Genomic DNA, 14,369 nt, shown 5'->3' on the forward strand with positions numbered 1-14,369 from the left:
ACGACAAGACGATGCGCATCAGCCACGAAGCCATCTATCAAGCTCTCTTCGTTCAGGGTCGGGGAGCGCTACGCCGCGAACTGTCGGCCTGCTTGCGAACGGGGCGCGTGCTGCGGGTCCCCAGGGCCCGCGTACGCAGTCGAGGTAAGAGCTTTGTCTTGCCGGAGATCATGATCAGTCAACGCCCCGCCGAAGCGGCCGATCGCGCGGTGCCGGGTCACTGGGAAGGAGACCTCATCCTTGGTCTTGGCAGCTCGGCGATCGGCACGCTGGTTGAGCGTACGACACGCTTCACGATGTTGCTGCATCTTCCCCGGCTTGCGGGGCATGGCGAAGCTCCGCGCATGAAGAATGGCCCTGCTCTCGCGGGACATGGGGCCGAAGCCGTGCGCGACGCGATTACGCGCACCATCATCACCTTGCCCGAAGAACTGCGCCGTTCGCTGACCTGGGATCAGGGAGCCGAAATGGCTCAGCACGATCGTCTCAAGATCGACGTGGGTGTCCAAGTCTACTTCTGCGATCCGCAAAGCCCCTGGCAGCGCGGCACCAACGAGAACACCAATGGGCTGCTGCGTCAGTACTTCCCGAAGGGCACCGACCTGAGCGTCCACAGCGCCGACGAGATCGCCGCCGTGGCCGCGGCCCTTAATGCCCGACCGAGAAAAACCCTTGGCTGGAAAACGCCGGCGGAGGCGCTTGACGAGTTGCTGTCGTGAGTGAACACAATCAGTGTTGCGACGACCGCTTGAATCCGCCTTGGCTGCCTTGGTCGCTGTGGTGCAGCAGGCTGTCGGGCCGACCTCTGCGCCAGATCGCCATGATGAGCGCGTCGGTGACGAGCTGCGCCGTCATCTCCGCCTTCATCGCCCAGCCGACGACGCGCCTGGAGAACAGGTCGACGACGGCCGCAACGTAAAGCCAACCTTCAGCGGTCCAGATGTAGGTGAAGTCGGCGATCCACTTCTGGTTCGGGGCCGATGCCTCGAAGGCGCGGTCAAGGAGATTGTCCGATACTGCCGCGCGCTCGCCCATGTCCTTCGGCAGTCCGCGGCGCCGAGGCCGGGCCCGCAGAGCGTTCTGACGCATGAGCCTCTCGACGCGATGCAGGCCACAGGACAGGCCCTCGGCCAACACGTCATGCCAGACGCGCCTGGCGCCATAGGTTCGGTCGCTGCTCTTGAAGCTGCGATCAATCGCCGTCACCAGAACCTCGTCGTGCCGGGAGCGAGCGCTGGGACTGCGATTAAGCCAGGCATGGAAGCCTGAGCGGGAGACATCCAGCGCGTCACACAGCCATGCCACCGGCCAGATGTTCCGGTGCCTCGCGATGAAAGCGAACCTCATGTCACTTCCCTCGCGAAGTAGGCTGCGGCCTTTTTTAGGATGTCGCGCTCCGCCTTCAGCTTAGCGACTTCCTTGCGCAGCCGGTCAATCTCGAGCTGCTCCGGCTTCATCTGCCCATGGCCGGGAAACGCATGCTGCGGATCCCTCGACAGATCGCGCACCCATTTGCGCAGCACGTTCTCGTGGACATCGAGGTCGCGGGCAGCCTGGGCCACCGCAACGCCCCGATCCTTGATCAATCTCACCGCCTCAAGCTTGAACTCGCGGCTGAACTTCCTTCTTTGCATTCCCACTCTCCAGTTCCGTCAAACACCTTATCTCGGTGTCCACGAAACCGGCAGCAGGCCAGCGCACCCAGTGACGGTCATAGGACGTGGCCGCGGGTCCTCATCGCGCAGCGACTTGTCCATGACTGCTCACGTGCACGGAAGCTTGTCTCGCGAGACTGTCCCGGGGACCGGTAGACTTCCGAGGCGAGCTCGCCTTAGTGACACGAGCATACACATTGGATTGCATAGCCGGTCCATCCAGGGTTCGGAAGTTGCAGCCATGCGCCTCGACGGCGGAGCTCCGGACAGCGAGCCTGTCTAACACGGGGCTTGGAGTGTCGGCGATACAAGTCGGCCGATCGCGATCAACCTTTCATTCTTGCTGATTCTCGACCGCTCGCCAACTACTGATATGCAGTGTGGATTCATGCCTTACGGGAAGGCAATTTGCTCAAGTCACACCTGCTACCCTTGTCGGGGCATACAGCTGGAAGCGAGGGACCGGATTTGTTATTCGACTATATAATCGTCGGCGGGGGCTCCTCCGGATGTGTCATAGCGAACAGGCTATCGGCCAACGGAAGTCGCGTCCTGCTCATTGAGGCTGGCCCTGACTTTTCCCCAGATGCCATCCCTGATGATATCCTCGATGGCAACCCTACGAGGGCTTACTACAATCCTCGTTATCAGTGGCCCTCACTCAACGCGACCATAGTGCAGGATGTCAGCAGACGCACCCACTATGAGCAAGCCCGGGTCATGGGCGGGGGCTCTAGTATTAATGCACAGGTGGCTAATCGGGGAGCCCCCTCGGACTATGATGAGTGGGCGTCTATTGGTGCGACGGGCTGGGATTGGGCAGGTGTTCTCCCATATTTCCGTCGACTTGAATGCGATTTAGATTTTGACAATGAATTTCATGGCAACAACGGTCCACTGCCGATTAGCCGCGTGCGTAAAGCAGAATGGTCTGGCTTTATACGCGCTGTATCGACGGCTTTTGAAGACAGAGGTATACCGTTCCGGCCAGACTTTAACAGCGGGTTTGGCGATGGCCACTCAGTGGTTCCATTGACGAACCGCAACGGTCGTCGCGTCTCAGCTGCAATGGCCTATTTGTCGGAGAGCGTCCGAGCTCGGCCCAACCTGACAATCCTGCCCGAGACCACGGTCGTACGGTTAACCTCTTCAGCACGTCAAATAACTGGCGTGGAGACCGAAAGTAAGAATGGCCGGCCCTCCTATCGCGCGTCAACGGTGATCCTGTGTGCCGGGGCCATTCATTCGCCTGCCTTACTGATGCGATCCGGGATAGGTCCAGCGGAGCAGCTAATAAACCTCGGCATTCCAATAGTCGCAGACATAAAGGGCGTCGGGAAAAATCTTCAAGAGCACCCAGGGGTCGCCATCTCAGCGTATCTGAGCCCGGACGATCGCATGGCGGCTAACGCGACCGGCTATATTCAGATGCATGCTCGTTACTCGTCAGGCTACGAGGGCTGCCCGTCAACAGATATGGCCATCTCAGCCCTCGCAAAGTCTGCGTGGCATCCGATCGGCAGGCGCCTTGGCAGCTTGGCTTTTTGGGTCAACCGGGTCTACTCAACAGGAACGGTTTCGCTCAAGAATTCTTCACATGCTACCGAGCCGGAGGTGAATTTCAATATGTTGAGCGACAAGCGCGATGCTGAGCGACTGAAGGAGGCGTTTCGGTTTGTAGCACATCTGCTTGAGCACAAAGCGCTGGTACCGGTCGCGCTCGATCCGTTTCCTTCTGCCTGGACTGGGCGAGCAAAGCGGATCAGCAAGTACAGTCGCCTCAATTTGGGGCTTACCTCCATTGTCGCCACGCTTATGGATAATTCCCCGTGGTTGCGTCGAAACCTCATAAGGTCTGCGATCGCCGATGGTCACATCATATCAACACTTCTCCAGAGCGACGAGCTTCTTGACCAATTTATACGCCAGAATGTCTTTGGAAATTTCCATCCGACTTCAACTTGCCGGATGGGAACTGTTATGGACCCAACTAGTGTTACGGATTCGTTCGGTCGCGTCCACCGAGTGGGGGGGCTGAGAGTTGCCGATGCGTCGGTGATGCCATTCTGCCCTCAAGCAAACACGAATATCCCAACAGTTATGGTTGCAGAGAAGATTTCAGACGCGATGCTTAATGTGCGTTAATGGAGGCGTGGGTGCCGTAGCGGTTGGTGTCGCAATTCGGCCGCGCAGTCTCCGGTAGGTTGAATGCGGTGAGGTTAACCTGGGTGTTGATAGGATTGATGGCCAGCCTGTGACAGCTCGATTTTTCGTATCGAGCTTTGCCGGTCGGGGAAGGTTCCTAGCGGCGGCTTCCTAGACAAGCACGGGCAGACGTCTGCCTCAGTCTGGCCAAAGGTCGTGCAGAACTCTGGGAGTTGCAGCCTTAGCCTCTTCGATCTCTGCTGCAGACAAACGGTCCGCCAATTGGCCTAGGACCGAGCGGGCGACCTCTTCCGGATCCACTGCCGGGTCGCGGTGGACGCCGTCGTGGATCCGATTGAGAAACGAGTTCCGGTTTCTGGCTATGGCGCGGCGGCCGGGGTGCCAACTCTCGTAGTAAAAGCCGCGCAGTAAGGCTGGCAGCTGCGCGCCCATGTACACGGCCTCGTCGCGACCCAGGCAGTCGCGCAGCGCGTGCAGCGTCGCAATCAAAGCTAGGAAAGCCCGCTCGCGATCATGCCAACGAAGTCTCCACGCCAAATCGCTGACCCAATTCTGGGTCGCCTGCAACGCATAGGTGAGATCATGACCCACGAGCATGAGTATTTTTCTGTTCTTGAAGGTTGTTAGCGGAGCACGGAATAACGGCTTCCGTTTGCCAGCCGCCGCGCTATACGCGCGACGCGCAAGGATAGAATTTGGGCGAGTTCTTTCGGCGTATCAACCGAGGTGCCCGGGCTCGTCGCCATGCAGTCTACAGACGCCCGAGAACACCAGACACTACTGCAACTCTCGCGCGCGTCCGGCGCCATTCCCGGTTTCGACTGACTCGTAATTGCGCAGCATCATTTCCGCGACGCTGAACGCGTGGCGCCCTTCCCGCGAAGCCAGGCGCGCGTCGACGTCGGGATAGATAAAGAAGGGAAGCGAAATTCGGTCGGTCAGACCATTGTGCGCGACCTGATGCGGCGTACTCTTGAAGCGGTCGTCGCTCAAAGCTTGAAGCATATCGCCCAAATTGACTACGAGACTGTCGGGCAAGCTTGGCACTGGCATCCAGCGCCCGCGCAACCACACCTGCAAGGACCGGGTGGGGAGTTCCTCCTGCAGCAGCAGCGTGAAAAAGCCACCATCGGTGTGCTTGGCGCACGTGCCACCGCGAGCTGGATACCGAATTACGCGCTGCTCGAGCGTCGGCGGGCTGAAATACTGTTGGAACCAGCCCTGCTCCATACCGATCACGTCGGCAAGCGCGGTTCCGAGCTGCGGGACGACTTCGCGGAGCACGGTTGCCTGCAGGGCAAGCAGGCTCCGCGCGAAACCAGGGGCCAAGGCCTCATCCGGAAACAGCGTGCTCCCTCCAAACGGACGGCGGTCGCCTTCGTTGTCGATTCCGAGATCGAACACTTCCTTCGGATCGCCGCCGGCGTCGGGATGCAGGATTTCCCCGTGTAATGGACTGTATCCACGGGCGATAGTGGGATAGATCCCTTGAGCGGCGTGACCAAAGCGTTGCTTCATCGACTGTGGCAACGCGAAGAACCGTCGGGAGGCCTCGATGGCTCGCGCGATCTGTTCCTTTGGGATGCCATGCTGGACAAGGTAGAAGAATCCGTAATCCTCGCATGCCATGCGTAAGCGCTTGCGCTCTTCGGCCCGCGTTTTATCGGTTGCCAGATTTTCCAGTGATATTTGTGGTAGTGTGGTCATAATTGTTCATCCTTGGTCCATTGGCCTGTAAACTTCGTCGCAAACTCAGTAGGTTCCGGCACAACGTGCTCACATCCTTGGAGAGCGACGCCGCTGCAAACCGGCTCGCACAGCCAATCCGACCGGACGTCGCTGCACGAAAGACGCGTCCACCCGACGTATTCCAGGCCTGTCTATCAGGATCGACGCTGATTTGGACATGTCGGTTGCGGCGGGGTTCCTTTCAGGCCATCCACGGTAAAGCGTACTTCCATTGTGTTAAGTACATGATGCCTTCCTCCATTTGTCGTAATGCACATGGGTGTGTTCGACATCTTTACCTATATATCTACCGAATATCCGGCTATATCAATACAATATAAGATAAGAATTTGTTGCAAAGCCATTAAGCTCGGACCACCACTTCTTAACATTTCTCATTTTTCAGTCCGATTTCAGAGGCGGCGGTAAAGGGCTCTTCCTAGTAATGATCGACAAAAGCCTGGCAGGGTTCACCGAAAATGCCAGAACTCGCTCGATGTCGTACCTTCCCAGGATCTGCACCTCACAACAGATTGTATAGTGCCCCCCCCGAAGGCCTCAAGGCGGCGGTCAGCAAGTCGCTGTCGGAGACATGGCAACCTCCGCGTCCACCCCATGCGAAGCGTGCTGGACTCTCCCGGCAACGATTTGGAGTAAGTCAGCCCTGCCACCACTTCTCGCATCGCCTCACCGCCATGGCCGACGATACCTTGCTGCCGCTCTCATTCCAGACGTTACGCGCAAGAAGATCACAGCTGCGTTTGTGGCCGACGCATCACCTCGGATGGCGGCGTCATGCTTTTGGCCGCGGCCGAGCGAGGGCTTGCAACTGGCCGACAGGCTGGCCACTGCGATCCAGGATTCGCGAAATCCACAGCGGGTGACGCACGCCAGGCCGAAATTCTGCGCGCCCGCATCTTTGCGACCGGGCGGCTATGAGATGCCAACGATCTCGATTGGCTGCGCACCGACGCGGCCTTCAAGCTCGCCTGTGGACGGCTGCCCGACAGAGGGAATTGATCTGTGCTCGCAGCCGACCTGCTCGCGCCTGGAGAACCGCCAGAACATGCGCACCGTCATCCGGCTCGGGTGGGTGCTGGTCCATCTGTGGCTGTCGAGCTATGCCGCGCCGTCCAAAAGCGCGACGCTCGACATCGCCGACACGCTTGATGTCGTTCACAGCCATCAGCAGCTCTCGCCCTTCAACGCCCCATTACGACGAGCGCTGCTTCCTGCCGACCGACATCTGTGACGCCGCGACCGCCGGCAAGACTCCGCCCGGCAAGGAGATTCGCGACCATCTGCGCCGCTTGTCCAGCGCATCCGCGCGCGCTGGCCGGCCACCCAACCCTGGTCCGCGGCGACGGCCAGCTATTGCTAGTCGCAGGTCATGGCCTGGTGCAATAACAACGCGCTCGACTAACTCTTCGGATTGCCCGGCAACAAGGTTCTCCCGCGTCTCGCTGATGAAGTCGCCAACGATATCCCCAAGTGTAACAGTGCCGTCCTCTATCACAACACACCACCCCATGACTGGGTATAAAAATATTTTTGCGTTTCCAGATCAATTATAGTTCTATCATCCCGCGCTTTAGCACTTCTATGGCCGCGGTTATTCTGCTATTAGCATCCATTTTTCTCATCACGTTTTTTATGTGGAAATTAACGGTATTTATAGATAGCCCTAGTATCTTTCCTATTTCCCACGACGATTTCCCTTTCGCCGTCCATAATATGCACTCTTTTTCTCTTGGGGAAAGGTTAGAGGTGCTTTCGATGCCTGCCGCATTAGCGAATTCCGCGACCCTCAGATGAAAATGTAACGCCGCAAGTTGCAAGTACGTGATTGTTCTATTTGGGAATTCACCGTCCCGAGCCTGAGCAAAGTTCATGATCGCAAAGCTGCCGTCGGGGCCGTGCAATGGGACGCTAACGCCTGACCTTAAGCCAAAGGCGGCAGCCTCGTCCAAAACGCGCCGCTCGTCTTCAGTCGTGCTTTCGTCGTTGTACACCTCGCTCCAACGAAAGGCTTCTATTCGTCTCCGACCTCTCTTGATAGTAGGGTCTATCTTGTCATAGCCCATTTCGAGATAGTGTTCCCGCCATCCATCAGGGTAATTTAGCATGACCGCCGGATCGCCTCGCACCGGCTTTAAGCCTTTCTGGTCTCGCGAACCATAGGCGACCCACGGGCAATCAAAATTCAGGGCAAAAGCAGATAGCAGGTCGAACAACTGCTTGGGTTGTCCGATACCATAAGTCCGGTCGAGAAGACGGCCAAGTTCGACCGCGAACGCCCCCCTGGCAGCCCCAGGGAAATTCATCCTGGGGCTCAAAAAGAGCTGGTCGGACACTCTAGGTGAGAGTTCTCGAAATTCAGTGACAGCAGTCATTCGCCGGTGTTGCATAGGCTCTGCTCCGTAGCCATTCGTTTGGATGTAGCCCCTTTGGCGCACCACAGATTCCGGCTTTTGCCAGCGTCGGAGCGAGCTGCGTTTCGACGTAGGCGTCAAAGATGCGCCAGTTCATCGGGTGCCGACGACGAGAGCTGCGGTGAGCCATGGCAGCGCAGCCCGGCGATGAGATGTAGTCGGCGCCTTTAAACCGTTGCCTTTCAGGCAACGGCCAGGCGCGTCGTTCCATCGTCGATGACCACCACCAGCCGATGTTCCCGGCCGGTCTTTGGATCAGCCGAGAGTTGCGACTGGGGGACCCCTCCGTTGACGGCCGATGTAATAGCGCAAAGATATCGGTCAGTGGCTGCGACATTCACGTCAGGTCCACCAGAGCACAAGATCCGGCCGCGCAAACCCGAAAAAGCTGTTCAGCACCAGACGACGTCTTCCGTTGCCTGATTGACCCGTAACCCCATGAACGAAACCGCCATCGATCAGGGCGATATCCCCGGCCTTGAGCTGGAACTCGCGACATGGAACGGCCGCGAGATAGGCTGCCAAGTAGGGATAGCCCGTGGTCTCGACACCTTGCGACTTTCGGTCCGCGACTGTCGGCTTATGACTCCAGAGCCGCAGATTGCCACCTTCCTCGGACATGCTGGGGTAGAAGTTGAGCGCGGCGACGGTATTGTGCGCCACCGAAGAGAGCTCGTAATCGTTCCCGGCACGTAACACTTGAGCGACATCGTCGTGAGGGTCCAAGGAATACGTGCCGCTGCCAGACCAGCTGAGGCCGCGACAAACATTGGCCTTGCCATGTTCTGAACAGGCCAGCCGCAATTCAACTCCCTGTTTGTGAAGCTCGCGCTTCAACGCGTCGAATAGGGCTCGGACCGGGTCAACTAGATTGCCAAAAAGGGCGTCAACGTGCGGCCTCGCATTTTCCGCCTCCTTGAAATAGGTGGCTGCATCCTTCCTGTAGTGGGATGCGCCGACATATTGTCCGGGGACGCCATCTTTGCGCTCCTTGAGACCGGAGCTGCCAACAAAGTTCGTGGTGATCTCCTGGGCTACTTCGGTGCTGAAAGCTTGGCTGATATGCAATGCCGTGATCTCACCCTTCAGGATCGAGATGATCTCCGCAGTGCTTATCGAGCCGGTTCGTTCTTTGATTGTAAGAGGCGAGATGGCCGGCGTTTGAGCTACTTGGTTAGTCGCCATTGGTTTTCTCCTGTAGTGCGTGATCGAGGATGGCAATGCCGTGATCGAGTTCGTCATCTGAGATGGTTATCGGCGGAAGGACTTTGATGACGTCGCGATTTGGCCCCGAGGATTCGATCAGCAGGCCGTTTTCGAACGCGACATCGTGCACACGGCCAACATCGGCCTGGGAACGGCACTTGAGGCCGGCCATCAGACCACGGCCGCGCTTTTGTTCGATGCACTTCGGGAATTTCGCAACGAGGCGATCAAGGTGTTCTTGAAGTTTGACGGCCGTCCGCTCGACGGCTGTAGTAAAGACCCTGTCGGACCACATTGTGCACATGGCCGCGGAAGTCACGAAGGCGAGATTATTGCCTCTAAAGGTCCCGCTATGTTCTCCCGGATTCCATATGTCCAAGTCGGGGCGAATCAGGACTATGGATAACGGACTACCTGACCCGCTTAGCGATTTCGAAAGGGTCACGATGTCGGGCTCGATTTTCGCGAACTCGAACGAGAAGAAATCGCCCGTTCGTCCCGAACCTGCCTGAATGTCATCCACGATGAAAACAACGTCGTGCTTACGGCAAATGCGCTGAATTTCTGAGAGCCAAGGTGCGGATGCGGTGTTCATGCCGCCTTCTGCCTGGATGGGCTCCAGGATGATTGCGGCCGGCTTTTCTATCCCGCCGCCCGGGTCGCCCAATACGTGATCAATGTAACTCGCGGAATCGAAAGTTTGGTTGGGATAGTTCTCGTAAGGGACACGGATCACATCGTGGCGAGCAACGCCGCCAAGCTGTCTGGTTGACGCTGAACCCGACACCGCTAAGGAGCCGAGCGACATGCCATGGTACGAATTTGTAAAGGCCATGACACTCGAGCGGCCCGTATATTTTCGCGCCAGCGCCAACGCTGCTTCGTTAGCGTTTGTCCCGGTTGGCCCAGGAAATTGAATCTTGTAAGAAAGGCCACGGGGCTTCAGGATCGACTCGACAAACACTTCGATGAAACCACGCTTTGCGGCTGTATACATATCAAGCGACAATACGATATTTTTATCTACAAGGTATTTAATTGCAGGTTCTATAATACGTGGATTGTTATGACCGTAGTTGAGCGCACCAGACCCAACAATGAAATCAATAAAAGATTTTCCGGCCTCGTCCCAGATTTTCGCTCCCAGAGACCTAGTGAATACTGTCGGAAACGATCTTCCATAGCGACGAACGTTAGACTCGTAAGCTTCGAAAATGTTGATGTCCATTAAAGGGCCTCTCTGTAGGCTTGCGATCGACGCTGCAGGTTCTATGTCACGCATTCCAAACCATTGTCAGCCAATCGTAGCTTAAGGCGAACGTATCATTTTCAGCGACTTGCATTCGCGAAGACTCTGTAATTTTGTTTGACGAAACTGTTGCAGCGCTTTGATGTCGATAGGCGTGACAGTCAGTACTCGCTTTTGCGGCAGCGCGATCGGCGGCGTTGTTGGCGGGGGCGACCGGCACAATCCACCGGTTTTTCCGGCAGGAGTGCAACCACGATGCTCTGGTATTTTCGTACGTCGGCCGTGACGGGATCCGACGAGTGGCTGTGACAGATAGCAATGCCTCTCCTCCGATGTGACGGCGAGACTGGTGCTCGCTTCAGTTTTGTCTTGGAACGCGGACGAGCCAGACCGCGATTCGCGCCAGAACTGGAACTGACCGCGGCTTCTAGTCGTGGCCGTGATTGCGCTGTTCCCTGGGCGGCGCATTGGTCACCTCAAGGTCTATTTCGTCAACCCGAACGATGTCGGCGTTTTGGACGCCCCAAACGCGGCCGGCGAGGTCGGCGCCGTGGCCAGTGGCGATGGGCCTAAATTGACGATGGGTTTCGATTGCAAGACGCTGACGATGACCGCCGCAACATTCCAGACCTTCGGCCGCGGCGGGGCCATAACCGCATCCCCGGTATTTACCGAATTAATCGTCGGCAAGACCATCCATTAAGCCCTTCAGATCACCGATCAGGACATGGCGAATTTTCTCGCTGCCCTGCCACCGCACACGACATACTCATCGCTCGTCCGCTTCATCCTGGAGCGCAGCTTGCGGCTGATGAGCGAGTTCTTCCGTGCTTTAGGCATGCTTTCGAAGAGACACAGGATTTCTCACGCCCCGTCCTCGTCCAGGCGTCATCGCCATGAACGACGTGATAGCAGCGTTTCTTGTGGTGATAGGCTTCGCGGAATCAGAGACGCTTCCCGCAACCTCGCGCATGGGACATTTTCCACCTATTGGCACGATGCAACGAGATCCGGTAACCGCACTCGTCCACTTCGGCGGTCTGGTATCGACAACCTGCCTGGCCTGGGCGCTAGACTTCGAGCGCGTCGAGACAATCGGCTTGGACTCTGGCAGCAGCATCGGACCGAGCTTGATGTGCGGGCTTGCCTGCTCGGGTGCATTCGAACAGACCCTCCGGCCTGGCGTAGGCGGCGAGGGGAGGACCAGATGATTGATATGGCCGTGCTCGGCCAAATCAGTGATACCACGCTCACGCGCGGCGTCGAAATCGCACTGAACGCGAACGTCTAACAAATACCTTCGTGCATAGCCGCAACCTTCTGTTTCTCGGCTTTGTGGCCGCAATAGCTTACCGGATGGGCGCGAATACCTCGCGATCAGCGTATCCGAGAGGATCGTTTCAGCTACCCGGATTGTCGAGATGACGCGGCCAAAGCGATGAAAGTTATCCTCATCCTTGGAATGGAGGCGGTTTCGTCATTCACACACCCCTCATGCGACGCGAGAAGGCGCAGACCTTGGGCGCTGGCCGATTGTCTGGGCAGCGAGGCGCTGGTGAAGCCAATGGAAGCCACACCTGCTATAGCGGAGATCGCGAGCATAGATATAGCTGGGGTTTCGGTTGCGGGAACCGTAGCGAGTGTAATCACCGCCGCGTTTGGTGCAGCAGCTGGCAGAGCGCTGATGAACTCGACCGGGATCAACTCCAGCGGCGAAACGCGCCCACGCCGGCCGGCGCATGTGCCGGCGTCACGTGAACAACAAGTTCGTAGATGTTGTGCCACCGCCGCCCGCGACACCGACGCCCCAGGCTCAGAGCTCTCGGCCACCAGCCGCTGCTTCTCTTCAAGGGTGTATGACTTGCGCCGGTAGGCGCGCGCCATCGTAGACTCTTGGCGAGCCAATCCATCCGTCGCAATCGTGACCATGAAGCCCCGCTCGTGGACACTATCTTTCAGCACCTCGGGAAGAGCCGAAGGCCCGAAATTGCCTGCGACAAACCACCCAAAAGGCCGTTCAAGCGCTACCCGACCGGCTATTCAACATCGACATGGCCAAGGCCCGAACAGCGGAGGGTAATCTCTACCCACATGGCAGTGGAGCGGACCTCAAAGTTCCCTTTCCTCGTCTGATCCAGAAGGCGAACCAGTCACCGCCAGAGTTTTCCTCGACGAATTGGCCCAAGCCGTCCCCTAATCCGAACCGTGCTCACCGACGATGCCTTCCACTTATCCAACCTGCCCAAGAATCGGCAGGAGTGGCCATCCCTTTGAGGGGAACGCCCAAAGCTTCGTTCGAGTCCACTTTTCCGGTCGCTGCCTCCTGGTGGGCGCGTACCGGCCTGCTTCCGAGGACCACAAGCACGTCGGCAAGTCGTCGAATAGGTCGGCCGAGCCAGCACCGGGCTGACATAGCGGCCCGTAGTGGAGGCTTAAGCAAAGCAATCTGGTTCAAGGGGATGTCTGGTCTGCCAAGTCTTTAGCCGACATTTTCGCCCGCGTCTGATCTGAAATCAGTGAAGTTTGACACGTGGACCCTTTAAAAGCGGTAAGTGACGCCTGCACCAATCAACCAGGGGTCTAGCTTGGCCTTGCCTTTCAGATCGGTGCCGGCCACTTTGACGGTAAAATCTGGCTCCAGGAAAAGCTTCTTGACATCGACATTGACCCCCCAGTGCCGATCCAGCATGTAGTCGAAGCCGACCTGCAGCGCGGCACCAAACGTGTTCTTCACACGGAGAGCATCGGCGCTGCCGACACTTTGATTGTAAAAGACGGTGTAGTTCAGGCCGGCGCCGACATAGGGTCGGAAGGCGCCGAAGTCGGTGATATGATACTGTAGCGTGAGCGTGGGTGGCAGTATCCATACCTTGCCGATATTCCCCAGCGCACCGATTGCTCCGCTGCCATCGACGTTGGCGTAGGTAGTGGCGAGTATGAGTTCGGTAGCGATGTTTTCGGTGAAGAAATAAGAGATGTCGAATTCCGGCGTCACGGTGTCTGAATAGGAGAGGTTGGAACCGGCAATTCCACCGACGAATCCTGAATCGTTGGTTTTCACTCCCAACGCGCGCACGCGAATCTGCCAAGGGCTCGACGCCTCCACGGTCCCCTGCTCCTGTGCGATATAACGTTGCGCGGGGTCTGCCGCCAAAGCCTGCTGACCTAGCCCTATGAGGACGGTGAATGCTATCGCACCCTGCGCCACGCCCATCCGCACTTTTGTCATCATGTTCTCTCCTGGTATCCGATAGCAGTAGACTCTGTCGTTTGTGCGCGCGGGATGATTTTTCATCACTCGCGGGTACAGACGTTCTGCGGTGAGCACTGCAGTTGTCGTGCCAATGAGAAGAACGTTGGGGAATCGCAAGATTCGCTTCCGACACACTCGTGCCTCGGAACAGAGACTGTCATGTTTCGAGTTGATATTGTCGTGTTTTCCACAAACTGACTAACACCGAGAGCAGGCGAGAGTTATTCCCAGCCCATTGGCAGAGGATGAACGAGACAATTCCTCATGAGGTGGTCGCGACGCCGGTCATGGGTGGCGGGCTCTTCCAACCACAACTTCAATGTCTCATATGAGAGTGTTTGGCCTGTCAGTCGGGCGTGAGGTGATCGCAATCTCTATCATTTGTAGCGCGGCGATTAGGGAGACCGGTCGGCGGCGATTATGATGGCCGGTGGGAGGCAGCGCCGAGTGGTGTGATTTGGGTATCACCGGGTCGGTTGTCTGGCAACTGGCCAGCGACAATTATCGGAGTTGTAATTGTCGCTGGGTCAGCGTGACGGGCGGGAGGCGGCCGCGGATCTGCGGCGAGTAGTTGTCGGCACCGGCAATTACGATGACCGGTTGGGCGGGTCTTCTGGTTGATCGTTGACGTTTTGCATACCGGCGCCGCGGGCGACGGCGGCTCGCTTCCGATAGCTCTC

Annotated in this window: 11 protein-coding genes and 1 pseudogene; 5 read left to right on the top strand and 7 right to left on the bottom strand. The window is 57.6% G+C overall.

Annotated features, from left to right (window positions below; genetic code table 11):
* Nucleotides 1–719: IS30 family transposase (locus tag DPM33_RS35215; RefSeq protein ID WP_112102166.1), on the top strand; the 719-nt coding region annotated here is incomplete at its 5' end.
* A gap of 40 nt (nt 720–759) precedes the next feature.
* On the opposite strand, the pseudogene DPM33_RS35220 reads toward DPM33_RS35215, so the two are convergent.
* Nucleotides 760–1,634 (bottom strand): annotated as a pseudogene (locus DPM33_RS35220) (IS3 family transposase); the annotation flags it as partial.
* Nucleotides 1,635–2,123: 489 nt separating this feature from the next.
* Between DPM33_RS35220 and DPM33_RS35225 the strand changes: the two are divergent.
* Nucleotides 2,124–3,800: a GMC family oxidoreductase gene (locus DPM33_RS35225; protein ID WP_112102168.1), complete on the top strand. Its 1,677-nt coding sequence runs from the start codon at nt 2,124–2,126 to the stop codon at nt 3,798–3,800.
* Between the two features lie 198 nt (nt 3,801–3,998).
* On the opposite strand, the gene DPM33_RS35230 is transcribed toward DPM33_RS35225, so the two are convergent.
* Nucleotides 3,999–4,418 (bottom strand): DUF2267 domain-containing protein, encoded by a 420-nt coding sequence (locus DPM33_RS35230; RefSeq protein ID WP_112102170.1) that lies wholly within the window; start codon nt 4,416–4,418, stop codon nt 3,999–4,001.
* A 180-nt stretch (nt 4,419–4,598) separates the two neighbouring features.
* Nucleotides 4,599–5,528, bottom strand: coding sequence for a 2-oxoglutarate and iron-dependent oxygenase domain-containing protein (locus DPM33_RS35235; RefSeq protein WP_112102172.1), 930 nt, complete (start codon nt 5,526–5,528; stop codon nt 4,599–4,601).
* Nucleotides 5,529–6,372: 844 nt separating this feature from the next.
* Here DPM33_RS35235 and DPM33_RS37880 point away from each other — a divergent pair.
* Nucleotides 6,373–6,801, top strand: a complete 429-nt coding sequence (locus DPM33_RS37880) for a transposase (protein WP_167449326.1) — start codon at nt 6,373–6,375, stop codon at nt 6,799–6,801.
* Between the two features lie 316 nt (nt 6,802–7,117).
* On the opposite strand, the gene DPM33_RS35245 is transcribed toward DPM33_RS37880, so the two are convergent.
* The 3 genes from DPM33_RS35245 to ectB form a co-directional block, all read right to left on the bottom strand.
* Complete coding sequence (locus DPM33_RS35245; protein ID WP_245442680.1) at nt 7,118–7,903, bottom strand: LuxR family transcriptional regulator; 786 nt, start codon at nt 7,901–7,903, stop codon at nt 7,118–7,120.
* Nucleotides 7,904–8,323: 420 nt separating this feature from the next.
* Nucleotides 8,324–9,166, bottom strand: coding sequence for a 2OG-Fe(II)-dependent halogenase WelO5 family protein (locus tag DPM33_RS35250; protein WP_112102177.1), 843 nt, complete (start codon nt 9,164–9,166; stop codon nt 8,324–8,326).
* Nucleotides 9,156–10,415: a diaminobutyrate--2-oxoglutarate transaminase gene (ectB, locus tag DPM33_RS35255; protein ID WP_112102179.1), complete on the bottom strand. Its 1,260-nt coding sequence runs from the start codon at nt 10,413–10,415 to the stop codon at nt 9,156–9,158. The genes DPM33_RS35250 and ectB overlap by 11 nt, the downstream gene beginning before the upstream one ends.
* A 454-nt stretch (nt 10,416–10,869) precedes the next feature.
* Between ectB and DPM33_RS37305 the strand changes: the two genes are divergently transcribed.
* Together DPM33_RS37305 and DPM33_RS37310 are read left to right on the top strand one after the other, a co-directional pair.
* Nucleotides 10,870–11,139, top strand: a complete 270-nt coding sequence (locus DPM33_RS37305) for an iron-sulfur cluster assembly scaffold protein (RefSeq protein ID WP_245442682.1) — start codon at nt 10,870–10,872, stop codon at nt 11,137–11,139.
* 791 nt (nt 11,140–11,930) lie between these two features.
* Nucleotides 11,931–12,194: a hypothetical protein gene (locus tag DPM33_RS37310; protein WP_112102183.1), complete on the top strand. Its 264-nt coding sequence runs from the start codon at nt 11,931–11,933 to the stop codon at nt 12,192–12,194.
* A 781-nt stretch (nt 12,195–12,975) separates the two neighbouring features.
* Here the strand turns inward: DPM33_RS37310 and DPM33_RS35275 are convergent.
* Complete coding sequence (locus tag DPM33_RS35275; RefSeq protein WP_112102185.1) at nt 12,976–13,665, bottom strand: OmpW/AlkL family protein; 690 nt, start codon at nt 13,663–13,665, stop codon at nt 12,976–12,978.
* Between the last annotated feature and the right edge of the window lie 704 nt (nt 13,666–14,369).

The organism is Mesorhizobium hawassense (genome assembly GCF_003289945.1).
GTDB classification, from domain to species: Bacteria; Pseudomonadota; Alphaproteobacteria; order Rhizobiales; family Rhizobiaceae; genus Mesorhizobium; species Mesorhizobium hawassense.